Annotated in this window: 26 protein-coding genes and 4 pseudogenes; 3 read left to right on the forward strand and 27 right to left on the reverse strand. The window is 34.9% G+C overall.

Annotated elements, in window-relative coordinates:
* Window positions 1–159: 159 nt before the first annotated feature.
* The 14 genes and pseudogenes from BN1243_RS07305 to BN1243_RS07360 all read right to left on the reverse strand — a co-directional run bounded on the left by BN1243_RS07305 (window position 160) and on the right by BN1243_RS07360 (window position 12,188).
* The gene (locus tag BN1243_RS07305) at window positions 160–2,505 is read right to left on the reverse strand and encodes an ABC transporter permease (protein WP_230200120.1); all 2,346 of its coding nucleotides are present in this window, start codon (window positions 2,503–2,505) and stop codon (window positions 160–162) included.
* A 1-nt stretch (window position 2,506) separates the two neighbouring features.
* Window positions 2,507–3,271 carry an ABC transporter ATP-binding protein gene (locus BN1243_RS07310; protein WP_062110474.1) on the reverse strand — a complete coding sequence of 255 codons (765 nt, stop codon included), beginning with the start codon at window positions 3,269–3,271 and terminating at the stop codon, window positions 2,507–2,509.
* Between the two features lie 436 nt (window positions 3,272–3,707).
* A complete protein-coding gene (locus BN1243_RS07315; protein WP_062105536.1) occupies window positions 3,708–4,967 on the reverse strand; it encodes a HAMP domain-containing sensor histidine kinase in 1,260 nt (419 codons plus the stop codon).
* Window positions 4,964–5,653: a response regulator transcription factor gene (locus tag BN1243_RS07320; RefSeq protein ID WP_062105538.1), complete on the reverse strand. Its 690-nt coding sequence runs from the start codon at window positions 5,651–5,653 to the stop codon at window positions 4,964–4,966. Before BN1243_RS07320 ends, BN1243_RS07315 begins: the two co-directional genes overlap by 4 nt.
* 154 nt (window positions 5,654–5,807) lie before the next feature.
* A pseudogene (locus BN1243_RS22500) lies at window positions 5,808–5,975 on the reverse strand (radical SAM protein); the annotation flags it as partial.
* A 46-nt stretch (window positions 5,976–6,021) separates the two neighbouring features.
* Complete coding sequence (locus BN1243_RS07325) at window positions 6,022–6,642, reverse strand: NUDIX hydrolase (protein ID WP_062105540.1); 621 nt, start codon at window positions 6,640–6,642, stop codon at window positions 6,022–6,024.
* A gap of 126 nt (window positions 6,643–6,768) precedes the next feature.
* Window positions 6,769–7,347 (reverse strand): hypothetical protein, encoded by a 579-nt coding sequence (locus tag BN1243_RS07330; RefSeq protein ID WP_062105542.1) that lies wholly within the window; start codon window positions 7,345–7,347, stop codon window positions 6,769–6,771.
* Between the two features lie 109 nt (window positions 7,348–7,456).
* On the reverse strand, window positions 7,457–8,116 hold the full coding sequence (locus BN1243_RS07335) for a carbon-nitrogen hydrolase family protein (protein WP_230200302.1): 660 nt from the start codon (window positions 8,114–8,116) through the stop codon (window positions 7,457–7,459).
* Window positions 8,117–8,255: 139 nt separating this feature from the next.
* Window positions 8,256–8,792, reverse strand: a complete 537-nt coding sequence (locus BN1243_RS07340) for an oxidoreductase family protein (protein WP_230200121.1) — start codon at window positions 8,790–8,792, stop codon at window positions 8,256–8,258.
* A gap of 265 nt (window positions 8,793–9,057) precedes the next feature.
* Complete coding sequence (locus BN1243_RS21610) at window positions 9,058–9,156, reverse strand: NAD(P)-binding protein (protein WP_084781842.1); 99 nt, start codon at window positions 9,154–9,156, stop codon at window positions 9,058–9,060.
* 105 nt (window positions 9,157–9,261) lie between these two features.
* Complete coding sequence (locus BN1243_RS07345) at window positions 9,262–9,642, reverse strand: hypothetical protein (RefSeq protein WP_062105546.1); 381 nt, start codon at window positions 9,640–9,642, stop codon at window positions 9,262–9,264.
* A gap of 149 nt (window positions 9,643–9,791) precedes the next feature.
* Window positions 9,792–10,301: a DUF402 domain-containing protein gene (locus BN1243_RS07350; protein ID WP_230200122.1), complete on the reverse strand. Its 510-nt coding sequence runs from the start codon at window positions 10,299–10,301 to the stop codon at window positions 9,792–9,794.
* A gap of 99 nt (window positions 10,302–10,400) precedes the next feature.
* Window positions 10,401–11,141 carry a metallophosphoesterase family protein gene (locus BN1243_RS07355; protein WP_062105550.1) on the reverse strand — a complete coding sequence of 247 codons (741 nt, stop codon included), beginning with the start codon at window positions 11,139–11,141 and terminating at the stop codon, window positions 10,401–10,403.
* A gap of 501 nt (window positions 11,142–11,642) precedes the next feature.
* Window positions 11,643–12,188 (reverse strand): hypothetical protein, encoded by a 546-nt coding sequence (locus BN1243_RS07360; protein WP_062105552.1) that lies wholly within the window; start codon window positions 12,186–12,188, stop codon window positions 11,643–11,645.
* A 380-nt stretch (window positions 12,189–12,568) separates the two neighbouring features.
* Here BN1243_RS07360 and BN1243_RS07365 point away from each other — a divergent pair, with 380 nt between their 5' ends.
* The 3 genes from BN1243_RS07365 (at window position 12,569) to BN1243_RS22505 (ending at window position 13,581) form a co-directional block, all read left to right on the forward strand.
* Window positions 12,569–12,808, forward strand: a complete 240-nt coding sequence (locus BN1243_RS07365; protein ID WP_062105554.1) for a helix-turn-helix transcriptional regulator — start codon at window positions 12,569–12,571, stop codon at window positions 12,806–12,808.
* Complete coding sequence (locus BN1243_RS07370) at window positions 12,798–13,145, forward strand: hypothetical protein (protein ID WP_062105557.1); 348 nt, start codon at window positions 12,798–12,800, stop codon at window positions 13,143–13,145. Before BN1243_RS07365 ends, BN1243_RS07370 begins: the two co-directional genes overlap by 11 nt.
* Before the next feature lie 256 nt (window positions 13,146–13,401).
* The gene (locus tag BN1243_RS22505) at window positions 13,402–13,581 is read left to right on the forward strand and encodes a hypothetical protein (RefSeq protein WP_230200123.1); all 180 of its coding nucleotides are present in this window, start codon (window positions 13,402–13,404) and stop codon (window positions 13,579–13,581) included.
* A gap of 164 nt (window positions 13,582–13,745) precedes the next feature.
* Here the strand turns inward: BN1243_RS22505 and BN1243_RS07375 are convergent, their stop codons facing one another.
* The 13 genes and pseudogenes from BN1243_RS07375 to BN1243_RS07420 form a co-directional block, all read right to left on the reverse strand.
* Entirely contained in the window at window positions 13,746–15,494 is a 1,749-nt protein-coding gene (locus tag BN1243_RS07375; protein WP_062105558.1) for an ABC transporter ATP-binding protein, read from the reverse strand.
* A 1-nt stretch (window position 15,495) separates the two neighbouring features.
* A complete protein-coding gene (locus BN1243_RS07380; RefSeq protein WP_062105560.1) occupies window positions 15,496–17,274 on the reverse strand; it encodes an ABC transporter ATP-binding protein in 1,779 nt (592 codons plus the stop codon).
* Window positions 17,275–17,721: 447 nt separating this feature from the next.
* Window positions 17,722–18,699 (reverse strand): ribose-phosphate diphosphokinase, encoded by a 978-nt coding sequence (locus tag BN1243_RS07385; RefSeq protein ID WP_062105562.1) that lies wholly within the window; start codon window positions 18,697–18,699, stop codon window positions 17,722–17,724.
* Between the two features lie 55 nt (window positions 18,700–18,754).
* Window positions 18,755–19,237: an HIT family protein gene (locus tag BN1243_RS07390; RefSeq protein ID WP_062105563.1), complete on the reverse strand. Its 483-nt coding sequence runs from the start codon at window positions 19,235–19,237 to the stop codon at window positions 18,755–18,757.
* A gap of 111 nt (window positions 19,238–19,348) precedes the next feature.
* Entirely contained in the window at window positions 19,349–19,819 is a 471-nt protein-coding gene (locus tag BN1243_RS07395; protein WP_062105565.1) for a GNAT family N-acetyltransferase, read from the reverse strand.
* A gap of 105 nt (window positions 19,820–19,924) precedes the next feature.
* Window positions 19,925–20,614: an FAD-dependent thymidylate synthase gene (gene thyX, locus BN1243_RS07400; RefSeq protein ID WP_062105567.1), complete on the reverse strand. Its 690-nt coding sequence runs from the start codon at window positions 20,612–20,614 to the stop codon at window positions 19,925–19,927.
* Window positions 20,615–20,678: 64 nt separating this feature from the next.
* Window positions 20,679–20,939: pseudogene (locus BN1243_RS23005) on the reverse strand (dihydrofolate reductase); the annotation flags it as partial.
* A 5-nt stretch (window positions 20,940–20,944) separates the two neighbouring features.
* Window positions 20,945–21,244 (reverse strand): annotated as a pseudogene (locus BN1243_RS23010) (SRPBCC family protein); the annotation flags it as partial.
* A gap of 18 nt (window positions 21,245–21,262) precedes the next feature.
* Window positions 21,263–21,470, reverse strand: a pseudogene (locus BN1243_RS22020) (hypothetical protein); the annotation flags it as partial.
* Between the two features lie 3 nt (window positions 21,471–21,473).
* Window positions 21,474–21,647, reverse strand: a complete 174-nt coding sequence (locus tag BN1243_RS22515) for a hypothetical protein (protein ID WP_230200124.1) — start codon at window positions 21,645–21,647, stop codon at window positions 21,474–21,476.
* Window positions 21,648–21,830: 183 nt separating this feature from the next.
* On the reverse strand, window positions 21,831–23,891 hold the full coding sequence (locus tag BN1243_RS07410) for a DUF4179 domain-containing protein (RefSeq protein WP_062105571.1): 2,061 nt from the start codon (window positions 23,889–23,891) through the stop codon (window positions 21,831–21,833).
* Between the two features lie 561 nt (window positions 23,892–24,452).
* Window positions 24,453–25,691 carry a serine/threonine transporter SstT gene (gene sstT, locus BN1243_RS07415; protein ID WP_062105572.1) on the reverse strand — a complete coding sequence of 413 codons (1,239 nt, stop codon included), beginning with the start codon at window positions 25,689–25,691 and terminating at the stop codon, window positions 24,453–24,455.
* Window positions 25,692–26,007: 316 nt separating this feature from the next.
* The gene (locus BN1243_RS07420; protein WP_062105574.1) at window positions 26,008–26,259 is read right to left on the reverse strand and encodes an HPr family phosphocarrier protein; all 252 of its coding nucleotides are present in this window, start codon (window positions 26,257–26,259) and stop codon (window positions 26,008–26,010) included.
* Window positions 26,260–26,679: the final 420 nt, after the last annotated feature.

The raw sequence follows: 26,679 nt of genomic DNA on the forward strand, positions 1-26,679 counted from the left end.
CCATGTCCACTCAAGATGCGATCCTTTTTTGCAGATTGGCCAAATAAGAATATGGATTGCTTTTTTCCTGCCTATATAAAATAAATGCGTTGAAATGCCAAGAATATTAAGATCAGTCGCTTTATCAAGCTAATTAGTTTTTCTAGGATTTAACTCATACTACTCTATCATCAAACCATAGGCAGAAATTTTCTTGATTCTTCGAGATACAAACATTGAGACAATGTAAGCTAAAATAGAAATTCCTACGCAAATCATTAAAATAGTCGGTAAATGAATGATAAAATCTAAACGTTTAACCCCTGCACTAGAAAGTAATACGGAAAGCATAGGATTTGTGTAAAAAAAGCCAAGTACTCCCCCAATGATAACACCCGTAATGATTACCGGAAGAAAGCTAATCGATATTTGATGCATCAGTTGAAATGTTGTATAGCCTATAGCTTTCATAATGCCAAACTCTTTTTTGCGCTTAATAATCATTGTTTTGATAACGAGATACAGAATCATCACAACAACTAAAACAGTAATTGCCAAAACGACCAGCATAACAGCAAACACAGCAGCAGTATACATACCTGTTTGGCTCTCTATATTTTCATCAATATCTAATGTATCCACTATATCATCCCCATATTGTTGCTGGACATGATTTATAAATTCTTTGCTTGCTATACCATCTAAATATACATAGAGGACTGAGCCTTTATAATCGGATTGTAGCTGTTGAATTCCGTCCAATGTTAAGGCGGCTACTTGCCCTGAATTACCGATTGATTGACTAAGGCCAGTTACTAAAAAACGGCCTGTTTCATTCCCATATTCCACTTCAACCGTATCACCAATCCCCTTATTAATTTGACTGGATACAATCCAGGAGATCGATATTTCGTTATCATACTTTGGCTGACGCCCCTCATAGACAATATTATTTTCTAACAAGTTATAATCAACAGCAACATTTGTATATACGGTTTGACCATCTATTCTTGTTTCGATGAGGTCAAATAGATTTACTTTTCTTACATGATCCATTTCTTCTATATTGTGCAAAAGTTCATTCGTATTTGCTTGGGCGCTAGTTGCGATAAACACATTTGCTGGTTCCGCCCCGAATAGGTTAACGAAAGCCGTTTTGTCTGAAGCGATGTTGTAATAAAGAACCACCGCAAAGATAGAAGCAAAAGTTAAAGCAATCGTGATTAAGAGAATCATCATATTTTGTTTTGCATTTACAAGCATGGATTTAATAGCAAGTAAGAATTGAAGTCCACCACGTGTTTTTTCTAACGGAAAGTAATTTTTTCTAAAGCTATGTGTTTGAATTCCTCCACGCAACGCCTCAACAGGTGGGATCTTTCGAACACGGAAGGCTGATAGTAAAGTCACGCTCACAACACAAACAGCAACAAATAAAATACTAACTAAATGAATGATGATATCAAAGCTTTGAAGCCAAATTAATCCAGATAAGGATGAAATAATATCGCCAAAAAAAGGCATTAGAACATATGCCAAAGCAATTCCTAGCAAGGTTGCACTAATAGAAATTAAGATAAATTGCAGAATAATAGAAGAAAGAATTTGCCGGCTTGTATAGCCAATCGCTTTAAGGACACCGATATTCGCCATTCCATCTTCAATGCTGCTTGAAACCCTGAATTTAATGACAATTAGTGAAACGAGTACGATAATAATCGCAAAAGCTACTAATATAGTTGCTACTATATTAATGGTTAAGGTATTCACATCCTTCACCATCTCAACATTAAATCCCCAAATATAAGAAGCTCCTTCTTCCTCGATAGAATGCTGAAATTTTTGGATAAAATCATTTTCTAAACTCGCTGATTGTGTCTGGTCTTCCATTATGGCGGATACAATCCTTCCTTCCGCCTCTTTGTCTAGATCATTTAACAATTTTAAATAGGAAGTTTCCGGCAACATAAATTTCATAACACCCATGTTGCTCATGCCCATCATCGTTGTTTCAAAGAATCCGCCAATTTGATACTTATACTCTTTGTCTTGATAGGTGATGGGAAAATCATCACCTAGTTCATACCCACCGTTTGTTTTAAAACTATATGGAACAAAAATTTCATTAGCATTTGCAGTATTTAGTTTCTCTATCAACTTTAATGATCCAATATCCCGGTTTGCATCCGCATTAAAAATGACCACATTATTAGACAGTTCACCATTGCCAAAATTAAATTTAGCAATGGACATATGAATAATCTCTTCAGCTTCTAATTCCATTACCCCTGGATAATTCACTATATATTCCCCATATGTTGAATGATAATTAGCATTATTCATTACAATCGTTACATGAGGATCTTTTAATTGTTCAACTTTACTATCAAAAAACGTGCTTATATGGGTAGTAACCATTAGACCAATATTTAAAAGGACCGCAGCAACTAAGATAAAGAGAAATAACGAGACACTGGCAGATTTGCTTTTTCTAATATTGGCCATTGCCAAATTCATAATCCTCATCTTACCACCCCATTTCAGTAAGGAAAGTCCTCAGTTTTTCATGACGCTCAATATTTTCTTTCTCGCTGTTATATCCACCTAACTGCAAATCCCCGCAAATGACGCCATCCCGTAAGTAAAGAATTCGATTTCCACGTAGTGCTGTTTGAATATCATGTGTGACCATGACTATACTCTGCCCACTATGATTTACATTCGAAAATACATTTAATACACGCTCACTTGAGCTAGAGTTTAATGCCCCAGTTGGTTCATCTGCAAAAAGCATTTTCGGACTATTAATTAAGGCTCTGACAATCCCAACCCGTTGAGCTTCACCACCAGAAAGCTGTGTCGGAAATTTAGACCATGAGTTTTCATTGATTCCTACTTGGTTTAGCAGTTCTTTCGTTTTTTTGGCAAGTTCCCGCTTATTTTTTTTCACTAATAGGCCGCTTGCCATTACATTATCGAGTACACTCATATTATCTAGCAGATAAATTTGTTGAAATACAAAGCCGCAATGGTTTCGTCTAAATATTGCGAGTTGATCATTGTTTAATTTTGATAAATTTTCCCCAGCAAAATCGATATCACCCAATGTTGGCTTATCCATACCACTAATGGCATAAAGCAAGGTAGATTTCCCCGATCCTGAGCTACCCATAATGATCGTAAAATCTCCTTCTATTAAACGAATATCTAGATTTTTTAATACATGTTGCTGAATTCCACCGCTAGAAAAGGTTTTACACAGCTTATCCGTTTTAATAATGGTTTTCTTCATCACTTAAAGTCACTCTCCTTAATTTTCAACCAAATTAACTTGGTCAGAGACAAATTCTTCATTTTTCATTTGAGTTTGTCTCTGAGACAACCGATCAGAGACAAACTTTGCTCGTTTTCTTTAATTTTGTTTTCGAGAACCTGTTCAAAGACAATATCCACAGTTTTCCATGATTTTGTCTCTGAGACAACCGATCAGGGACAAAATTTGCTCGTTTTCTTTAATTTTGTCTTCGAGAACCTGTTCAAAGACAATATCCACAGTTTTTCTATGATTTTGTCTCTGAGACAAGCGATCAGGGACAAAATTGGCATGATCTCTTCAGCTTTGTCTTCGAGACCTCAAAACAAAAAAGACCGTAAATTTGATTACAGTCTTAGCATACAAAATAAACCCTTATTAAATCTTTATGCAATTCTTAATTAATTCTAAAATCTTAAGCTAGCTTGATTTTCAAAACGACTGTAAAACCATTATGGCGGTTAAAACAGCTAATTTGACCATTCATATTTTCCATAAAGTATTTGGATATATACAGCCCAAGACCTGAACCGTTCTTACCGTGGACATTTCCCCCACGATAATATTTATTAAAAATCAGTGGTAATTCTTCTTTGCTGATTCCTGGTCCAAAGTCTAAAATATGTAGTTCAAGATACCCTTGATTTATTTGAGACGTAATTGTAATACTTGTTCCCGCATACTTATATGAATTACTGATAATATTATCGATTACCTGCTGCATACGGAGGGGATCCATTAATAATATACATGGCGGAATGGGGTTACAGAAAATTTGATTATCATAATTGACATTTTCAATCATTCCAACCAGTTCTTCGCTCGTTTCCTCTATTATGTTTATTTTTAACTGTTGCAGTTCCTCCAAAGTAGCATGAAACATATCCGTAACAAGTAAGTTAATTTGCTCTGCTTTCGAATAGATCGTATTCACTTGCTTCATAAGCTTTTCATCTTTTGCTTGCATAAGCATTAATTCACTAACGGCTTTGATCGAAGCTACAGGCGTCTTAATATCATGACTTAATGTAGCTACAAGCTCTTTCTTACTGCGGTTGGATTCATACTCTCTTTGACGGGCAGCATTCAGTTCTTCACGCATTAAATCAAAACTTTCCGTGAAGGCGCCAAAGTAATTGTTCTGGGTCATATTTAAAGGTACATCTAGGTTGCCCCGAGCCACATTCGCCGCAAAGCTTTGGAGCTGTTGAAATGGCTTCAATAACGTTCTATGAATATATAGAATATATACGAGACTAATCATCATTAATAGACCCATTATCAAACTTACGGACACAGTCAGTTCACTTTTCATTTGCTGTATTATTTCTTTTTCATCGTTATAGAGAATAACTTTTCCTACGATCTCGCCATTTTTCCTCACGTCGATAATGGTATCTCGATTTTTAATGGACTCATTTAAATTATTATAATGATAGCCCGGTGTTTGATAAATCGCATTTTCCGAATCATCTACAATGGAAAATGGTTGTTCAAAATTAATATTGCGAAATGACTCCTCATTGCCCCAATTTTTTTCAACAGTCTTAACCACTTCATTAATAGCCACAAGATCCACTTCAGATATATTTTTATCCTTCATTATTATTACGAGTGGGATCATACATGCACTAAAAACAACTAGAATTAAAACAACTAGCCCTTTTATTCTCATTGGTTAGTATCCTCTAAAACATATCCTGTTCCCCATACAGTTTTTATAAATTGCGGATTTCTTGGATCATCTTCAATCTTCTCACGTAAATGCCTAATATGTACATTTAAAGTTCCATCGCCTACAAAGGAATCTCCCCATACATTTTGAAACAACTCATCTTTTGCGATAATTCGATTTTTATTTTTCGCCAAATAAGACAAGAGTTTATATTCCATCGTTTTTAATTGAATATCAGCACCATTTACGCGGACACGATGAAGATTTGTATCAATTTGGATCTGACCAAATTCTAACACCTCTTGCTGATTGTTCATGCCACTACCATATCTTTTTAAAACAGCTTTTACTTTAGCTAACAAAATACTTAATGTATAAGGCTTTTGTATATAATCGTCTCCACCTATATTTAAAGCAATTAGAACATCGTCATCACTGGAACGTGCACTTATAAATATAATCGGAATCTCTGTTGTTTTCCGTAATTTTTTGCATAAATCAAATCCTGATGCATCTCCAAGATTAATATCTAGGAGAATCAAGGAGGGTTCATGTTCCGTCAAAAAACGTTCGCATTCGTTAGCACTTGTGACAAACGCTGTTTTGACCTCAAACATATTAAAATATTCACTAGTGGTTTCAGCTAACGCAACCTCATCATCGACAATCAAACAATCTAATTTCATCGCAAATCTCCTAGAATAATACTATCTAAGTCTATAGGCTAGATATCTACAGTATACATTATATTTCCAATAAGTAGATTTGAGGAAATGGAACTATTCCCACTTTAATCTTATTCTAAATATGCTTCTTGTTTGGAAACTCGTATCATTTCGTATCTCCCCATGGAAATCTTTGAAGCGGCATTTCTCTAACATAACAATACAGGCAAGAAAAACCACATCCACTATACGGATTCAAGGAATGGGTAAATCCAACATCTAAATATCCTTTTGCCTTAGTTAAGATCTTCCTCGAAACTATTTCTTTTAACTGGATGTTCATAGTTCGATCACTAAACAGGTCCTAGACATTTTTTGGGCAATTCATTTTAAATTCGTTCCTTTATCTTCTTTATAACCTCTTTATAGAATGAAATTTGATGTGGGACGAATTTGTCCTTCCCAACGTCATCATAATACTTGTGTCTATTACCTTCTGTATCAATTTTAAATCCACTAACCTTAATTGTTTCTCTTTTCCCTGACCAAAGTTCACTAAAATCTTTAAATTCAGCTAAAACAATACCTGAAACTTCATCCTGTTGGACAAAAAAATCATTAAGATTATGCTCACATTTATACAGAAAGACATGTGCTATTTCATTGTCAATAAAGTCTTCTTTTGTAATACTATACTCTATTATTCCTAATTTCTCTAAGTCATTAAAAGGAACATGAATACCTACTTCCTCTCTAATCTCCCTAATACCATCTTGAACTCTTTCATCAGCCATTAAATGACCCGCGACTGTTATGTCTAAAAGGTTCGGATAGTCTTGTTTTGTATCACTGCGAAGCTGTAAATAAATATAATCCGTTTCTTTATAATTAGTTACAAACCAACAATGGAAAGTCTCATGCCAATATCCAAGTTTATGCACATCTTTACGGGAAGCGATTCCTATTTCATTTCTATCATTATCAAATATTTTAAAGTATTCATTTTCCACCTTTTAATTCCTCACATTCCCCATTTTTTCCTACCACCTTTTTAACAAATCCACATCGTGTGCATTAAGGGAGAATTAGAATTCCGCTACACTTTCTACTATTGCTCCTCTTATTGAGAAAAATCTTTAGTAAGGTTCGTTAATTTTATGCCACTTTAAATCTTCTCTCTGAATTACATTTGTATCTTTCGGATATCCATAATAATAAAGCTTTTTCCCCTCTTTATTAAATGCCGTTGGAGAGAGAAAGTCTATTTGCTCACTGAATGGAAACATGAAAGAGATACGTTCTCCTTTACGGATTTCTTTTCTTTCCACATTCGGCTCGACCCCAGCCTCTATATATGCAACTTCCTCATCATATGAGATTACACTTAGGAAAGTAACTGTATCTTTTTCACTTGTAAAACTAATGCCGCCAACAGTTTGAATAGGATCAGAATTATACGGAATATTTGTTGATGCATTGCTGCGGTACAACGGACCTGATTTTTCAGACAGTACCGTTTGATATATCCCTTCTTCATCGCTCCTAAATAAAAAAATATTAAATGAACCTGTATCATACTGTTGTAATAGCTCTGCATCGTTTGAAAGGTAAGCGTTATTTTTAGCAGCACTTAGCGCCGTAAACCTATTCCCGCTTATAAAAAATATCAATATGGTTGCAATTAATAACGGGATTACAACTATCAATTTTTTCATCTCTGGACTCCTTCCTGAAAACTCATAACCTCCACTTTCGGTCGCTTCATAAGTCTAATGCTGTAACATAAAAAGTCGTAATACTTATTTAATTAACTTCTCCTTTTGTTCAGTTAGAACTAATTATATTTGCTCCCTTTGGAAATGACACTTCCTTAGTTTCAAGATTCAGAATACGAGATCGAATATCATCCTCTGAAATAAAAATAACTGAACCATTCTTATTAATACAATAAGCAATTGGTATAGAAACTTCCATATTTCGAAAAGAACCATCGGCATGACTTGTTCCTATAATCATCGTATTGTATTTACTTGCTATTTTTGTAGCTTCAATTATCCATTCGTTAAATTGTTCTTTGCTAAACATCCCTACACCAATTGGATGAACAATTAAGTCGATATTATTATAATCATCACCATTAATCCCTTGAACAATTAATTCGTCACAAAGAATATGACCAACTTTCAGGCCTTCTACCAAAACAAATGAAGTTTGGCTATATTTTACTCTATCTAAAATTACCTCGCCATGACGATTTATTATTATCGCTCTATCTTTTGGACTTTCTTGAAACCTTCTGTATCCCCCAATAAGTACAGTATTATACCTTCTTGCTAAACTACAGGCTTCTTTCACATTTTCATTCAAGTAACCCTCTGGGAATATGATTATATCAGCATCAGGGTTGTTCATCAGTTCTACTTCGAGTTGCTTAATATCCTTTTCAAGTTTCGGTTGAATAATTAATATGTTAATTGTAAACACCTTCCGCAAATAGTTTTTTATAAAAAAGGAGCGATCTCCTTCTTGAAGTTACGCCCCTTTTGTTTAGATACTTAACTGTGATGATAATAATGAGCCAGTTCCCAAACATACTCAATCGTATTATTATAATGTGTTCATTTTAATTATATGCTATCGGATAAATTAGTTCTGCTTCTTTACCTAATTCCACTTGCATACTTGTAATTCGTGTCAGTAACTCTATTGCATGTTTCTTTTCCTTATTAGACTTCACAATATAATCTGCTGCTAGCTTAATTAGTTTCGGTACCTCCCATGCACTTCGTAAGGCAAATGTTATATAAAATCCGTATTTTGGTAACGTAACATCCCCATCCCAACCTGCTTCTCTTAGACCTTCTATATAGTTTGTAAAGAGTAATTCCTTATAATATTCCGCTTTTCCGATAGGAATATCTTGTTGGCTCAATGCAACACCGTATAGTTTCCCTAAGTCTTCACCTAGCCCTGATATACTTAAAAATTGCCAATCAATTAACGATAATTGCTTTTTCGCACCTTTATGTTTATTTATGAACATATTTTGTTTACTTAGATCTTGGTGTGCAAGGACACGTGGTAACCTACCTAAATTCACCCATTCCGCTAGGCTTACTTCCCGAATCGAATTAATATTTATTTTAATAATCTTTAACATTAATTTACCGAACACAAATTTAACTTTCCATGATATTAGTGTTGAGGTCATAATTGATGAAATATTTGTCGGTATGACATGAACAGAATTGTTCAAAATGCCATGAAGACGAGCGTCTTTCGAAGCATTTCCACCTGGTAGTGATATTCCAAGTTCAGTTAAAATGTTTGTGGCATCCCCAGAAAGGCACAAAGCAGTCCCAAGTTCATAAGAACCCCATTTTTATTATTTGAGATCGCCTTTTCCACCAGGACGATTGATTTTTCTAAAAAAAAACTACCTTTTTTCCATTCTTCGCCAAAAAATTCGCGGCTGTTAATCCTGCCAATCCACTACCTACAATGGTAACATCATATTTATACATAAAAGAATTCCCTCCTACATTTGTTTGTAATCAAAACGAATGAGGAGGGAGTTTTGTGACAAAAAAATAAAAACATTTTTAGATGGTTAACCCCTGTTTTAATTTTTACAATTCACTTTGCACTTTTACGAGAACATATTTTTCAGTCCACATTTGAGTAGTAGCTATCAATCTATCCTCGTCCTTTTTAAAGAATAGCCCACTACCATCTTTCTCTTTGAATTCCCAGCCATTTGAAGCAATCATTTGTTTAATATTTTCATCCGCATGCAAAATACCTTCATTTCCGCTGCGTGTAATATACCAAGTCATATCACCATCTTTTGCTATTTCTACTACTTCATTATCGGATTCCTCCAATTTTTGAATCACTTGCTTTGCTGATAAACCATCTATCGGGAGAGATGGATAATATGATTTATTAAAAATTATAAACACAGCTGCAAAGGCGATTACAATCACAAGAATTAATCCAAGTTTTTTCAACTTTTTGCCCCCTAATCCATAAATGCATTTACAACTGATCCGTTATTTGAAAAATCCAGTGAAGGAATTTCCTTCTTTTTCGTTATAATAGCTAAACTGCTCAGCAGGAACGTTACGGAAACAATAAGATTAGCGTAGATTGTGAATTTTTATAAATCGGAGTTTTCAAGTAGAGACACTATTTGATTATTGAAAGGGAATTCACTTTTTCTAACCTTTTCCATTAACTCATCTAGCGCTTTCATAGCATCATTCTTTAATTGTACTGGATACATATATTGAACACTATTGGTTTCAAATTCTTCTTCATCAACGACTTTCCATTCTTTATTCTTTTCCTTAATATAATCCAAATCTAAATCAACGAAACTTATTTGATTATGATAATAGACTGATGGTTTGGCTACATTACAATAAGCAGAAACAATCTTTCCATCTTCTACTTCCAGCGCAGCAGTGAACCATTCTTTTAAAGAGAAATATTCTAAAGAAGTATTATTAATAGTGAACACTTTATTTTTAGTATGATGAATTAATTTTCGGCCTCGTTTACATAAAACAAGTACATAATCTGGGCTGTGTTGAATTAATTCTCCCTCCCACTCATAGTGAGGAATATTGGGGAATTTAAGTGCCTTTATTTTTATAACGTTATCCAATTTTATCATCCTCAGCAAATTACTAACTATTTTATTTATTTAAATATTAGGAGTTTACTCCTCTTGGATCTGTACTTTCGAACAAATCTGCTTCACTTACTAAATTTGATTTCCGTGGAACACTTTTAAAATAAATTCGCAATCTGGTACTTTTAGCCTATTGTACGATTCTAAGAAAATACGGTTATCATAATTTGCTTCCTCAAGTGCTATTTCGACCTTACCATCGTTTATGGTTACAACCGAATAAGGAGCTTTAGGCTTATTATTACAGCCAAGAGAACCTGGATTCAAGAATATTTTCATTTCCCCCCTAAAGTATTGAAGGGGATGATGATGACCAAAAAAGATGATGTCTTCATTTCTACCTTTAAACAAAGAATTGAGATTATCAAGAGAGGGCTCAACGATTGAACTAAACGGATCCTTGCTTATTGGCTCATTTTGTTTTCCCTTATCCATTTGATAATGTATAAAAAGTATGGAAGTGCCTTCAATGGTATGCTCAATCAAGCGTGGTAATTGAGCTAACTTTGGCAAATAGACCTTATCCATTCTGTCTAAAATCCATTGATGGTGCTCTCTAACATGGGAATGACTTTTTGGATATTCTTCATCTGTAGCTAATGCCAAAATTGCTTCATCGTGGTTACCTGTAATCATTGAAATATCATTCCGTGAAAACATCATGTCCAATACTTCATTAGAGTCGGGGCCGATGCCGATCATATCCCCTAAGCAGTAAATATGATCAACATGCTTTAAATTATCAAGTTCGTCAAGTACGGCTTTGAGTGCAGCTGAATTACCATGTATATCTGTTATAATTCCAATTCGCATTTCGATCTCTCCTAAAAAGGCAATCTTTTAAAAGGCATTTACTAAACAACGGAACCCATTCGAAGTAATTCGAAGTCTAATGGGATATGAGAAAAGGGAGCTTTTGAAGGGGTGTTACTAGAGTCACTACTGGGGCAATACTTTAGAAAGTGTTGCTTTTTAATCCTTGCCGCCGTTTGTTCATTAAGCATTAGTAGTTTTATATTACCTTTTTTCCAATCCAATGGGCAAAAAACATAACATTGAATAGCACGCAAACTGACTTTATCATCTTGTTAAAAATAATTGTTATAATCTTCTTTCTCACTACATCTTCATATCCATTTAACTCCGTAATTTTATACACTTATTTCCTATCTTACATATTGTTCGCCATCTGTAATAAAATTCCTTTAATAAAACACTATCCTGCTATTAGTATGGATAGCTACTAAAAATATGAATACAAATCCCCTTAAATTCGGATGGAAATGAAAAAGCCCTATTCCAATTTCAAGATAGTTAGGAATTAGGCTTTTGATCTTCATCTAATGAAGAAGACGATTGGAAAGAAAATTTCTTTGTCATTTTATCCGTTAGAAAAATATAGAAAGTTAAAATGATACAACTAAGCAATATTAAGTGAAAAATAGTGTGAAGAGTATTTGGTACGATTCCGTTCATGACAGGTAAGAAAGCATGGGTATTTCCAAAGATTAGATTGTATCTTTCTATTTTTTCCTCAGCTCCTATCCCAAAAAAATACGGGATCCACCAAGACTTGATTGCTCCTAATAAGATGCATGATGGATGAATGATCAACCAAGCCTTTATCAAAACAGGGTATCTTTTTCCAATGAAAAATAGTACCCCACCCATTAAAACCACTATTTGAACTACGCCTATCATTGTAACAATTATTGTTTCATTAAATGACTGTACGGAAGCAATAGCCTTTATGTCATTTAATGTCCCCAATGGCACCAAATCCTGGACTAACATGAATAGCAAAATAAAAGCGTAGCCCGAAATTAAAAATTTCTCTGAAAGACGAATATCTCTTTTCACACACCCACTCTCCAATCTATTTACTAGAACTACCTGGCATTAAGTAATAAATGTTATACGTCAATACATTTTACCGTACAGCCGAATTTCAAGTAATGAACTCCAGATGTATTTTAAGCTCAGCCTTGAGACTTAAAAGGCAGATACCCTGTGTGATTTCTTAGAACAATTCCTTGTAGAGGCTTTATTGTCAATACCCGACTGCCACCTAATCAGTATGTAACCTGAAGAAATCATGAATTTCATCAGGCTCTTTCTACATTTAGATTATTGTTCAATCAAAGTAATTTAAACAAAAGTAACTTTTTTTATACTTTTATATAAGTTTACTTTACTTTTATTAAAGGTAAGTTTATAATTTGATTCAAGAGGTGATGGTCATGAAGAAAGATTTTGGTGATTCGATATCAAATAAGGTGTATGAATATCGTGTGCTGGCCAGAATGACTCAGCAAGAATTAGCAGAGAAAGTCGGGGTTTCTAAACAAACCATCTTCGTAATGGAAAAGGGAAATTATGTTCCGACTCTGCTGTTAGCTTTTCGAATTGCCGATTTTTTTAATGTTGATGTAAACGATATTTTTACTTATGTGAAAAGGAATGATCAAAATGAAAATTAATATCTCAGATATCTCTAACGCCATGTTTTCCCCTTTACAGACCTGGGCTGAACAATCTCAGGGGAATTGGAATATCCTCATTGTTAGCGGTTTTGTATTGGTGTTAGTCGGCGGACTTCTAACATTCGTATTTCGGAAAAAAATGGGAAAAGCAGATGAACGAACAACGCAAATATCTTTGAAAGGTTCCCTCATAATGTTGTCCGTAATAGTAATGTGCGACGTGATTTTCCCGAAAGAATATATGTGGCAAGTTTTCTTCTTATTTAAATACGCGCTTGCATTCCTTGCTTCAGGAATCTATCTAGCTGTTCGGTATAAGAAAGATTTTTTTTAACTGAAATATATTGGCTAATTTCCAAGGTGTCATCCATAACAAGTTTCTTTCAGCGTTGATTGAAAACTTTCCCGTATATTTCTATCCAATCACGGTCGGATCCAATCCGCTTTCACTTCTACAATATTTAATTGGCTGCCTAACACTAATTCTTTTGTTTGTGGTTGTCCTTAAAAAAAGTAAAAAAATCGAAGGCTAGGCTCGTTTACAGAGGAAATCGAATGATTCGTTTGCAAAAAAATTCTCCAAATGCACTTTGATCATACTTCTTAACGTACGGATCGAATCATCACTTGAACATGCGATAAGCGATGTTATACAACGTTCTCAAGAAAAGGAGATTTTGGAAATTACTGGGGATATGGATAATGAAGAGCTGTTAGGTTTGCATTATACGGAAAGACGAACCCAATTAAACATCTTTTATGTTCTCTAATCCCTATTTCTTCTTGTCTATCTAATTCGTGCTAATAATCCTCCCCTTTGGGTGAACATTTTTCTGTCCATCCAAAGGGGAACGAACCACACTCTAAAAGGGGATTGATTTTGACCTTCAAAACTTTAACTACAAACACAGTATTGTGCAATACATACTGATTATTAGTGAGCACTATTGGCAATAGCTGTATTGGAAACTCCCCTATCATCTTGATATAAGTTTAACTTATGATATAAACGACCTTTTGCCATTAATTCATCATGGGTTCCGCTTTCCGCAACAGATCCATCAGCGATTACATATATTTTATCTGAGTTTATGACAGTAGCTAATCGATGGGAGATGATGATAGTTGTTTTACCTTTACGAATCTGGTCAAGGTAACTTTGAACTTTCCGCTCGGTTTCCAAGTCGAGAGCTGAAGTAGCTTCATCTAATATTAATATTTCAGGTTCGCCTAACAAAGCACGAACTAAAGAGATTCTCTGACGTTGTCCCCCCGATAACTTGATACCTCGTTCACCTACATTAGTATTGTATCCGTGAGGAAGAGATGTGATAAAATCATCAATATGCATATTTTTACACATTTCTTGCATGATATTTTCTCCAATCCTTCTACCCAGTAATAAATTATCTCGGATAGTACCAGGGAATAAATAAGGATCTTGGAATACAATTGAGATTTGTTCGAGCCACTCGGAACGCTGAATCTCATTTAACGGTATACCATTCACACGTATTTCTCCTGAGTTTGGCTCGTAAAAACGTAATAGTAACTGTGCAACCGTAGATTTACCGCCTCCGCTTTGTCCAACCAAAGCTATTTTTCTTCCAATTGGAAATGAGAGATCCAACTGCTTAAGCACTGACTTATCACTTTCTACATATTGGAACTCCACTTGTTCAAATTCCAATTGTTCAACCCGACCGTCTAATGGATAGTTTCCGTCAATTTCTTGTTCGCCTTCTATTACATCACGAATTCTTTCGATTGCCGAAACATTGCTAGATACCCCCATCGTAAAGTTATATAAACCTTGAATCGCATTTAAGAGCTGGCTCGAAAATTGATAAATAATTACGAACGTACCTATGCTCATAATTCCTTGAAGAACAAGATAACCTCCATAAGCAAAGACAATAAGAGTGATACTCCAGCGCAATGGCTGAGAAATAAACAGTTGCTTGTTCGTCAACCTGCTCTCTTCCAGTGATTTGTCAAAATATTGATCGAATAAATGTTTAAATTTTGCTCGTTCCCACTTATTACGATGGAATGCGACTATTTCCCGTGTTGAAGAGATACCTTCTTCCATGTGAACAAGTACATCCGTTCTTTTCTCTACTTTTTCTTTTGCTGCGCGTCTCAATTTTGGTGAATAATAGCGTCCAAGCATAATATAGAGCGCGCTAATCGAGAGGGTACTAACTAAAATCACTGGACTTGAAATACCAATAATAATACATAATAGTACGGTAGTTGTAAGCTGTAAGGCACCCTGTGGAATTGTCTGAGCAATAACTCTACTAGCTTGGTTGGCATCATCAGTTAAATTCTGTATATATTTACCAGTTCGTTCCTGTAAAAAGTCCTGCACAGGAATTACAAACAAATAACGATTTATTTTTTCAACTAGTTTCTGTTGCATCTTAAATTCGCCCGTATGACCAACGTGTGCTGCATATAAATGTAAGAGATTATAAATTAGTGCAAATGCAGCTAACGCACAAAGAAGGGGTACCAGCAAATCAAAGTGCTTTCCCAAAAAAGCATCATCAATAATGAATTTCTGTACTCCTGTTAGTGCCACTAGCGCGAAGCCTTCTAATATAAATAAAATTGCCGCAAATATTATGATCCTTTTAATTCCGTTTGCCTGCTGAAAAATCCATCTTGTATTGCTCATATTAATCAACTCCTCCCCCATTAACGAGTTGATAAAAAGAGCCTTTTTTCATAAGTAATTTATCATATGTACCTTCTTCGACGTTCTTTCCATTATCAACAACAACAATCCGGTCAAAATTCCTAACTGTTGATAGTCGATGGGCAATGGCTATGGTGGTTCTGCCCTGAAACAAATTCTGTAATGCTTGCTGTACTTCATATTCACTTTCATTATCCAGTGCAGAGGTCGCTTCATCTAAAAGTATGATTTTTGGGTTTTTGACAAACATTCTGGCGATCGCAATCCGTTGCTTTTGCCCTCCGGAAAGTCTAATTCCACGCTCACCTACATAGGTATTGTATCCATCTTGTAAATCATTGATGAATTCATCAGCATACGCGGATTTTGCTGCTTGGCGTACCTCTTCATCTGTTGCTTCAGGATTGCCAAACCGGATATTTTCCATCACAGTGTCACCGAATAAATATGTCTCTTGGAATACAAAGCCGAGAGACTCTCGCAATTGTTGCAAGGCAAGTTCTTTCAACTTCACTCCATCTAATAATATTTCTCCTTTACCCGGATCATAAAATCGGCCAATTAACTTAATGAGTGTTGATTTTCCATTTCCACTCGTTCCAACAAACGCAACTTTTTCACCAGCTTTAATCGATATGTTAAAATCATTTATAACGCACGGAATTGATGGATAGCCAAAGTCCACTGAACAAAATTTTAGATGACCTTCAATGCTTTCTAAGGTAATAGGATTTTCCGCTTCTTTCACATCTTCTTTCTCTTGCATAAATTGGTATATCTTATTAGCTTGAAACATAAGAACTTTTTGTTCGGTTGTATTGGTTACAATAGTTGTGAGATGGCTAATCACTAAAAAATAGTAAAAAACAAAAGCAATAAATGCTCCGATTGATAACTGATCATTGAAAACTAGGTAAGCTCCATATGCAAATACGGCTACCGCTCCCCATTGTACAGTAACGCGCCGTACAAGCCCACGGGAATAATTCATTAAATACTGTTTTAATATCATATCGTGCATTACCTTTTGCTTTTGCTTTACTTGTTTATGATCCCATTCCTCACGACGCGAAGCTCTTAATTCAAGTAAAGCGGAGACACTATCGTATAATTTTTGATTAAAATTTGTTCGTTTTTCTTGTGATGCATGACCATACTCTGCTGCCCGCTTTTCAAAACAAGGGCCGATGAGATAATAGGATAAAAAGCATGGGATGACGATCAAACTAAGCGGTATATGTATACTAACCATTAAACAGGCAGCAACGATCACTAGAATCATACTAGTTACGAGTCTCGGAAAATAGCGATGATAAATTTGCTGGACAGCGCGTACTTCTGTATTAAATAATGATAACGTTTCACCAGTTGGATGTTTCTCATAATATGAAAAACCAAGCGCTCTCAGCTTATCAAACATAGCAAACTGAAGATCTCTGGCTGTTTTTTCCGATATTACTACCTGTAGCCTATTACACAATGCATTGCAAAAAAACATACCAATCAGAAGGAAGACCAACGATAAAATAATATAGAATAGAATGTGAGACCGTTGGTGAGGAACAACTACATCAACAAAGTATTGAATTAGTTTAGGAATTGATATCTCTATACCTGTAATTATTAAGCTAAAAGCAATAAATAGTATTACTTCTTTGATATATGGACGTAAAAAAGAAAGTGTCCATATATATGTGTTTCTTAGAGTATTCTGTTTTAATATTCTATTAGAACTATTAACTTCCGTATAAGTAGCCACTTACTATCCCCTTTCCAAGAATGGATTACTGGATAAATTCAAATATTTTTTCCAACACTCATACTATTTTCTGGAATTAATTTCTGCTAACTCTGATATTTGTAGTTAAGGTATTATAAAGTTTTCACTCTATCTTCATATTATCTACGAGGTGTTAATTTAATTTTGACAGCACTTTAATTTTTTTGAAGTAATAGATCCTCGTTTGACATTATCTCCTTAGGATCTGGCAAGCTTAAATATACATTATATGCGCGAATCTTTGGATATTTAAGCTAATTAACTCTCCCCCTTGTTATGTTGAGTCCCATTAATGCAAGTAGAAAATTAAGTTAAATAATTAAACATCTTCAGATCCATTCTTTTCTTCGTTCAAACTTTCTGAATTTCAAATGTCCTTTGTTCAAAGAATAAACAACATTGAAATTCTATAATAAAAACTTTAAATTAATAAGACGAATATGTTTTTAAAGATTGTGGAACAGAATCAAATAAGGAGCTAATGGACTCCCTGTTATGAATTCTTACAACTGCCTCTGCAAATAGTGGCGCTACTGAAATAATCTTCATTTTTTTGTCGATGATGGACTGATTAGAGACAGAATCTGTGCTAATAACCAATTCGATTGGACTATTATTTATCTTTTCTGCCCCCTCTTCACTTAGCATAAGATGGGATAATAAAGCGTATGTTTTTTTTGCTCCCCTTTCCTTCAATCCCTTTGCTATATCAACTAATGTTCCGCCCGAAATACTAAAGTCATCAACAATAAGTGTATTTTTACCTTCTACATCCCCAATCACTTCCAATACCTTTGCCTTTTCATCGTGAGATTTCCTTATTTTATCTCCTATTGCAACTGGCACCTTTAGTGTTGATGCAAAATTTCTTGCTTGCTTGGCAAAGCCTACATCTGGAGAAACTACTACCAAATCTTCTATATTTAAACTTTTTATGTAATCACAAAGAATCGGAAGCGCAAACAAATGGTCTACTGGTTTTTTAAAGAATCCTTGAATTTGTGGGCTATGTAAATCCATTGTTAATATTCTATCAGCCCCAGCTAACTCAATGCATTCTGCGCAAACCCTTCCTCTAATAGAAACCCTTGGTTCATCTTTTTTATCTCCTTTTGCATATCCAAAGTATGGAATAATGGCCGTTACCGAGCTTGCGCTTGCTCTTTTAAACGCATCCATCCAGAAAAGAATTTCGGTAAATTCATCATTTGGATTCAAACCTATTGGTTGGACAAGATAAACATCTTTATCTCTTACTGTTTCATTGACTTTCACAAAAATGTTTCCATCAGAAAATTTAATTACCTCTGACTTACCTAACCCGATTCCGATATAATCACACATTTTTTGTGCAAAAGACTTTCCTGTACTTCCACCAAATATTTTGATTTCTTTATTCGACAAAAAGATAACCCCCTAAGTTCAAATAGTAGTTCAAATACTAAATTTCATTTACAAACTAGTGATTTCTGTCATTTGCCTGGATCCACGAACGTAACTTTTCTGCATAGTAAGGACGTTCCTCAGGTTCAGAGTAACTACCTTTCGTTAGGTAAAGGTTATCGTTTTTATATCTCGGATAAACGTGTAGATGATAATGCCACACATCTTGATTTCCAGCAGGCTCATTGTGCTGTCTAGTAGAAACTCCATCACAGCCATATGTGTTTTTCATTGCGAACGCTGTCAATTGGGCAGTACGATGAATTTCTCCAGCTATCTCCGCTGGAAGATCATATATATTTTCGTAATGTTCATTTGGAACAACAAGAACATGTCCTTTATTATTAGGCCACCATTTACTTGCGATAAATGCCGTTACATATTGATCTTGATAAATAATGTCTTTTTGTTTTGTTCCCTTATTAGGCCTTTCTATACCTGACACAACCCGACAAAATGGACATTCGTAGTCTTCTGGACTATGTGAATAGAATTTCATCTCTTTTACCAGCCCCTTTTTTCAAAAATACAAATATAACTATCTTGCTAACCTATGTTATCGTAACAGTGCCTGTATTTTTATCACTGCTCCCCTGTTAATATCTATAACTCAGCAGGCCTTTTTATAGTAAACAAGCGTTGTGTTATCGTTTAACTTCTTACTAGCTCCTGTTCTTTTGTATCCCATTTTTTCATATAAATAACAATTTCGTTTTTCCTCTAATATTGTGGCTAAATTCCATGTGGCTGCTTGAGGAAACGTTTCTTCAATTAAATTTATTGTCTTCTGAGCTACTCCTTTTCCTTGATATGCAGGCAAAATAAACATTGGGCTAATCCAAAATTGTGCTTCTTCTTTCCAATAAACGCATATAGCACCGGCTAGCTTGCTATCAACTAATATTTTATTAAAACAACCATTAGGATTATTTATTCTTGCTATGACTTTTTCAATAGCTTCATTTGCTGGGTTGGTTTTGTAATCTTTATATTTATCTAACAATGGTTTAAAACATTTAACTTGCATATCTAAAATTAATTGTGCATCATTATCTGTTGCTTTTTCTATCCTTATCTCCATATTCTCACCGCCAATCAATCTAGATTTAGAAGATTAGTCTCACGATTATGTACAACTGTGCATTTTTCCATATTCTACCAATTTTCTTTAATTGATAAATACTCTTCACTTCAAAAGTTCACCTAAAGTGACTGGAAAGTGTTCCTCTGTTAAAATTTTAACGACTTTTGCATATTCTTGAATCTCTTTCTGTGCATCGTGCTCCAAACGTTGTGATAAGAAATGAGCGACCCCCTGAAGAGAAGATGTCCAATACCATCTTACATACATTCCGTAGCTAGGCAAGAATAGACGTGCTTGTTCAGCTGCTATTCCTAATTCTAATGCCTCACTATATAATTTCTCGCCTTTCTCGATGTACTTTAGTAATTTTTCAGTTAAGAATACACCTTCATTGGGTTTTATTGGCTCGCCACTCCCTTGTTTCGAATTTAATGGTGCAGAACGCCATTCATCTTCCTTAGGCACATAAAAAGTTGGTTCTTCAGTAATATATCTTCTACTCGATTCGTTCCAGCCATCCATAACGTGGTCCGATCCCACGACATACTTCCACCATTGACGAGCTACCATCAAAGGGGCATAAACCTCGAATTGCAGCATTGCGTGACGGAATGGAGATGTATGTCCCTCCCGCGCCAGAAACTTAATTAACCGCTCGTCCTTTATCGAAAGTTCGGTGCTTTCCTTGTCATATGAAACACGGGCAGCATTTGCCACCGTTAGATCATTACCCATTTTATCAACGAGTCTTACATATCCTTTATCCAAAACCTCAATCTTTTTCTTTTCCATTCTTAATCCCCTATTCGCATAAAATATTTTTATGAACTTGCCTTCTTTTTTCTAACGAATCTCTTTACAAAGGAGTGATTTCCATCCTATTAGTTTTTCTTTCGTATATATGAAAATAGTAGCTATAGGGATTTTTGGCATTCTTAATCCCTTTTTTAACTGACACTTCATTCCATTCATCATAAATCACATCTGGGAAGAAAGTATTTCCTTCAAATTCATGATGGATTTTTGTAATATACATTTTCTCCGTGTAAGGCATGAACAGGTTATATATCTGTTCGCCTCCGAATATAAAAATTTCCTCTTCATTTTTACACAATTCAATACATCTTCAATAAATTCGTGTGTATGTGTAAATGAGTGGAATGCTCCTTTTACCATAACATCTGTAAATTTATAAGGTTTTTCCATCTCTATTATCTTAGCAGTTAATTTTTGTTTTACTCCAAGATGAGTAGCTTCCCAAGTAACTGTATCGCCATTTTCCATCAACCCAACTATAACACCATCAATCGCTTTTTCCTTTGTTTTACTTGTTGTTTCTATGTGTACATCTACATTTCTCGCAAGGTCAAAACAAACATTGATAGGTGCATCGATAAAAATATCGTGTTTAATTAAAGGCATATTTAATTTACCTTTCATTTATATGGTGTTGAAAACAGAAGAGAATAAAATATCGCAATTAACTGACACCCCAAATGGCGATAATAGAAAATCTTTGATAAATTGTATGATTTCGTTACTACAACTATCTACAAACAAGGACCACGTAAGGTAGTTGTCGAGATACTTAGTAGCCACAGAGGTCTATTCATTGTTCCATTCGAGAGTGGAGACCATTTGCATTTTGGAATTACCTTTTCTTCTTAATTAAATCTATTAGATAGTAAACCTGTGAAATTAAAAACGAAAGCAACAAGATAATTATCGTTCCAATTATGTAAACCGCTGCCTCAGTTGCATCGCCCGCATCCATAAATACGAAACTAATTATATAAAAGAAAATAATACTTACAAATATAGTCAAGAAAAAAATGGAAATATATTTGGACAAAAATTACACCTACTTTTAAAAAATATACTCATTCATAACTTTTGAGGCAATTCTTCGAATTATAAAATTACAATATAATTTTCTGTCCTTCAAAAGACTGTTGGAGTTCATAATGTGACCTCAACTTTGATCATCTTATAATATAAGCACCAAATATTATTCCAACGAAAGCTTCACAATATCATCCAAATATTTTGTTGTGTGGTATTCATAAATCTCCAGCTTTTTAGGAATCACATTTTCTTCTGCATTATCACTATATAACTCTAAGTTTTCCACTGTAAAAAAGTAGCGAGGCTGCTCGAGTTCTTTATATACGGAAGGCATTTCATTCATATCGTATGCAATGCCATTTTTATCAACAAGTACGCCTTCAGAATTCCTCGCCATCGAACTAACAAGACGTTCATTCTCATCAAAAAACTCAAAATGAATCCACTCATATGCACGATTCTCGATGTCATGACTACTTATAACAACATTTGTAGGCTGTCCAACTTCCACCTTGTCTATCGAGATTGTACTGCCAGCATATTCAAAGGTTTGAGGATATGCCTTTGAAACATCCAGTTCAATGGTTTTTTGTTCTTCTACTGTTACATTAACTGATTGGAATTGAACGTTAATCTCTTTTGGCGTTTCTTCAAAAAGTGGGTCAAAGTATGTTTGAGAAGAGATTCTATGGTTACTTTGATATAAAAAAGAATTGCCAAACATATCAGCTTTCACTATTTTATTGTTTACCTTTAGATTGTCTAAATTAAGACTATTTAAATGCATCTTTGGCAGGTCGATTGGATATGCAGAATGCAGAATCGTCGCCGTTGGAGCAATAATTAGTTTATCAAATCGAACAGGGATCCCTTCGACCTCTGTTTCTTCATCCAACGCATATTCGATAGACGGCATTTTTGTTACAGGAATCTCGAAGTTCCACTCCCCTGTTTCATATTCCATGTTATCGTAAACCCCAAAACTAGTCCCATCAGTGGAATCAGGAATCACTGTAAAAAGCTTTGAAACTTTAAGTTTAATTGTTCCATCATCCTTTTTAAGTGGAGGGAAACTAACCTTTCCATGAAATACATTCTTTTCTTTATTATTTTCATCCAATTTAAGGTCAGGAGGATAATACCTTGGATACATATCTTGATCCATGATTTCATGTTCGTTCTCCAGATAAATACCATCATAATAATCCAACACATATTGATTATTATTAGCGGAATCTTCTATTTCGTAAAAAATTAGTGTTTGCAAGTCATCAGCAATCGCACTTTTGATCTTGATTTTCACCCCATTGCTTTCTGCCTCCAAGTTCAGCCTTTCTCCTAGGCCATGTTGCAAAAAGGCACGCAATTGGTCATCTTCTTCTGTCCATGTATAGTAGAGATTTGTAAAATATCCTGTAAAAACTCCTAATCCTATCAAGGTAGTGAAAACACTTACAAAAATAAGCCCCATTCTTTTACGCTTCTTATTATTCTGGTGTTTCCGCTTTTCCTGTTCGGACAATCTGTCTTGGATATTCTTCATTAATGCAGATGGGACACTGAAGTTTTCAAATCTTTCAGTAAGGTTTAATATAACATCCTGAAAGGTTCCCAAATCCTCACGACAGTTTTCACAATGAAAAAGATGCATCTCAAAATCAATCTTTTTCGGCCGTTCTAGAGTTCTTTCTATGTAATCTATATAGTTCGGTTGATACTCTTTACATCCATTAAAGAACGATCCGTCCCCCCATTCCTTTCTAAGAGACTGAACCCCCGAAAATAAAAGCCCCTTCATTTCCTTCGCTGAAACTTGAAGAAGATTTGTTGCTTCCTCCCGTGAGATTCCTTTTACATATGTAAGAACTACCGCTTCTTTCTCATGTTCATTCAACTGATCAAGCGTTTTAAATAATTCTTGTTTTGATTCGCCTTCCTTAGAAACTTGTAAACTTCTACCTTCAGAAAGCTCTTGGCAAGTATCAAAAAAAATGGACGCTATCGACCTATCAAATGATGTTCCTCTATTTAATTGAGACAATTCCTTCTCTGCTTTTATAATGGAACGATAAAACAGCTCTTCGATTTGCTGCTGATTCCTTAAATTGCACCACCCGAGTATATAGAATAATTTTTTGTGCTGATCGAACCAATCAAAGATAGATTCAACATTATTTTCTCTAATTGTGGTTATTGACATGGGATCTATTTTTTCTGGAATCATAAATGTGATCCCCCCTTTTTACACTCTATTAGTCATTTTCGATATTTACATCTTAAATTTTGCAAACTTCAATGATTGGTTTGATAAGGAATTTAGGGAACTTACTTTTATAAGACTGATACATCGCAGATAACCCTTTGGAATTTACGCAATGATTAAAATGAATAAAATTCTTTTAATCCTTCTTTCTAAATTTCCCTTCAATTGAGAGGAGAGTGAAAATGTGTCCACTCCTAAAAAGCATACTTTATTTAGCTTTCTGCCTCGTTAGTACAATAGTTTCGACAAAAATAGCGTTAATCCTTCTTTTCTTAATGCCCCCGTAAGTACAATCGCTTTAACTAAAAAGCAACTTCATTCTTGGAAAATTCTATGGGAGAAATTTATTACATCTAACATACATAAGTTTTAAAACTAAACCTCATCTAAGATAATTAAATACAGGTTAAAGGTGATCAAGACCTGAAGTCCTTAACTATAATGTTGTAGAAATTTATTGATAAAAAAACCGCACCCAATGCTTTTTAAGCTTCTTGGGTGCAGCTCCTAATTGCTTTCCTTTTATGACATTTTTTTCATTTCAATTGTTTTCCCTTCTTTTCGCCATTCTTTATATTCAGCTGCGGCTGTAAATAGAACATCTGTCGATGAATTGAGCGCAGTTTCAAAAGAGTCCTGTAAAACACCTATGATAAAGCCGACGCCAACGACTTGCATAGCAACGTCATTGGAAATTCCAAATAAACTACACGCTAAAGGAATTAGTAATAAAGAGCCCCCCGCGACGCCCGAAGCGCCACAAGCACAAATTGCAGATAATACGCTTAAGATAACTGCTGTTGGAAAATCGACTGGGATACCAAGAGTATGAACCGCCGCAAGCGTCAAAACAGAAATCGTAACAGCAGCTCCAGCCATATTGATCGTTGCGCCTAATGGAATCGATACTGAATAGCTATCCTTATTCAGGCCGAGATCCTCACATAATTTCATATTTACAGGAATGTTTGCTGCTGAGCTTCGGGTAAAAAATGCTGTCATTCCACTTTCCTTTATACACTTAAAAACAAGTGGATAAGGGTTTTGTCTAATTAGTACAAACACAATGAGTGGGTTGACAATTAAAGCAACAATAAGCATACAACCAATTAATACAACTAGTAATGTACCATAGCTGCGTAACGCGGCTAGCCCGCTTGTCGTAATAGACTCATATACGAGACCCATGATCCCTAATGGTGCAAGCTTAATCACCCATGTCACCACTTTTGAAATAGCATCGGAAAGATTAGCAATCATTGTTTTTGTGGAATCTGCTGCATTTTTTAACGCAAAACCAAGGACAACGGCCCATGCTAATATACCAATATAATTGGCGCTAGTAATTGCATTAATTGGGTTATCCACAATGTTTAACAGCACTTTTTTTAGAACCTCAACAACACCGCTCGGAGGCGTTACACCTTCAGCTTTATTTACAAGCGTTAAACTTACTGGAAAAACAAAGCTCACAACAACAGCAAGTAAACCAGCTAAAAAAGTTCCTATCAGATAAAGGAGAATGATTGATTTCATATTCGTTTTATTGCCATTTTTATGCTGAGCGATCGCCGACATAACTAGGACGAGCACTAGCACAGGTGCAACAGCCTTTAAGGCGCCTACAAATAAGGAACCAAATATAATAATTGGCTTTCCTGCTTCTGGGATTATTAAAGCTAAAATAACACCGGTCACTAAACCAATCACGATTTGTTTCACTAATCCTAATCGATTCCACTTACTTAGTAAACTACTCATGAATTTGTTCCTCCATTATTAAGACTACAAATTAGTAATCCATATAGGTATTTAATCTGAAGTAAATATAAAGCAAAACTAAATTTTCCACCCTGAAAATACAAATGTCTCTTTAATAAACACAATTATACTTTCTAATTAAATATATTACAATACTATTTTGGGAAAATAGTTTTGAAAGTTGGAAACGACATATAATAAAATAAAAAGTCCCTTAGTACTGTTAAGTTTTACAGTACTGAAGGACTTTTTGATTAGCTTAACATAGCTTTATAGACTTATAGCGAATGACGGATTGATTTCATATCAAGAGAATTTATATCTCAGAAAGAACCTCTACAGCTTGATCCGCATCTTTTCCTTCAAATATGAGCATATAAGACTCACCTTTTTCCAACATTAAGAAGAAAGAAACGAGCGAAACTAGAGTTTTTCCATTTATAAGTAAACCTTTTTTACTTAAAAACAGGTTAGCTTGGCAGGATTTCAGCTTATTAAAAAATTGATAAATTTTTTCTATAGTAACCGGTTCCATATATGTAAATGATTTTGAACGAATGACTTTCATGTTTTGTAATCTCCCTTCTAGATGTATGATAATATATTGCTTTATAAAGATTATGATTTTCCGAAAAGAACACCCGTGCAGGGAGTAGCCCGTCTTTAGACATGGGATGAATTTTCAGTTGGCTTTAGCCAAAGTTGCTGAATCTCCAGAACACTTGTGCTATAATATATTCAAGACAATTGTTCTTTGAAAGTACAATAGAATATAGGGTTCCAACAATGAATCGTTTGTTGGGTAAAATTCTATACGTAAGTGTTAAGGTGAAAAAGTGAGGTTTCAGCCTAGTTAATCGAATAACAGGGAAACCGTTTGAACCAAAGTATCCTGACACGTAAACCCAGAAACTTTTAAGTTCGAGGGTCTAGCGGCGGTGTGTTCCCCGCCACAAGGGGCAATGTGCATGAGCACCAACCCTGAAAC

Origin of the sequence: Bacillus niameyensis (assembly GCF_001375535.1) — a bacterium.
GTDB lineage: Bacteria > Bacillota > Bacilli > Bacillales > Bacillaceae_C > Lederbergia > Lederbergia niameyensis.

Bases quoted from the DNA above. Each gene is read 5' to 3' on its own strand.
- BN1243_RS07390 (WP_062105563.1), bottom strand. From the start codon at position 19,237: ATGAAATTCTATTCACATAGTCCAGAAGACTACGAATGTCCATTTTGT.
- BN1243_RS07340 (WP_230200121.1), bottom strand. From the start codon at position 8,792: ATGTTAAAGATTATTAAAATAAATATTAATTCGATTCGGGAAGTAAGC.
- BN1243_RS07365 (WP_062105554.1), top strand. From the start codon at position 12,569: ATGAAGAAAGATTTTGGTGATTCGATATCAAATAAGGTGTATGAATAT.
- BN1243_RS07420 (WP_062105574.1), bottom strand. From the start codon at position 26,259: ATGAAAGTCATTCGTTCAAAATCATTTACATATATGGAACCGGTTACT.
- sstT (WP_062105572.1), bottom strand. From the start codon at position 25,691: ATGAGTAGTTTACTAAGTAAGTGGAATCGATTAGGATTAGTGAAACAA.
- BN1243_RS07410 (WP_062105571.1), bottom strand. From the start codon at position 23,891: ATGATTCCAGAAAAAATAGATCCCATGTCAATAACCACAATTAGAGAA.
- BN1243_RS07355 (WP_062105550.1), bottom strand. From the start codon at position 11,141: ATGCGAATTGGAATTATAACAGATATACATGGTAATTCAGCTGCACTC.
- BN1243_RS21610 (WP_084781842.1), bottom strand. From the start codon at position 9,156: ATGTATAAATATGATGTTACCATTGTAGGTAGTGGATTGGCAGGATTA.
- BN1243_RS07395 (WP_062105565.1), bottom strand. From the start codon at position 19,819: ATGGAGATAAGGATAGAAAAAGCAACAGATAATGATGCACAATTAATT.
- BN1243_RS07330 (WP_062105542.1), bottom strand. From the start codon at position 7,347: ATGAAAAAATTGATAGTTGTAATCCCGTTATTAATTGCAACCATATTG.
- BN1243_RS07315 (WP_062105536.1), bottom strand. From the start codon at position 4,967: ATGAGAATAAAAGGGCTAGTTGTTTTAATTCTAGTTGTTTTTAGTGCA.
- BN1243_RS07305 (WP_230200120.1), bottom strand. From the start codon at position 2,505: ATGAGGATTATGAATTTGGCAATGGCCAATATTAGAAAAAGCAAATCT.
- BN1243_RS07310 (WP_062110474.1), bottom strand. From the start codon at position 3,271: ATGAAGAAAACCATTATTAAAACGGATAAGCTGTGTAAAACCTTTTCT.
- BN1243_RS07370 (WP_062105557.1), top strand. From the start codon at position 12,798: ATGAAAATTAATATCTCAGATATCTCTAACGCCATGTTTTCCCCTTTA.
- BN1243_RS07320 (WP_062105538.1), bottom strand. From the start codon at position 5,653: ATGAAATTAGATTGTTTGATTGTCGATGATGAGGTTGCGTTAGCTGAA.
- thyX (WP_062105567.1), bottom strand. From the start codon at position 20,614: ATGGAAAAGAAAAAGATTGAGGTTTTGGATAAAGGATATGTAAGACTC.
- BN1243_RS07375 (WP_062105558.1), bottom strand. From the start codon at position 15,494: ATGAGCAATACAAGATGGATTTTTCAGCAGGCAAACGGAATTAAAAGG.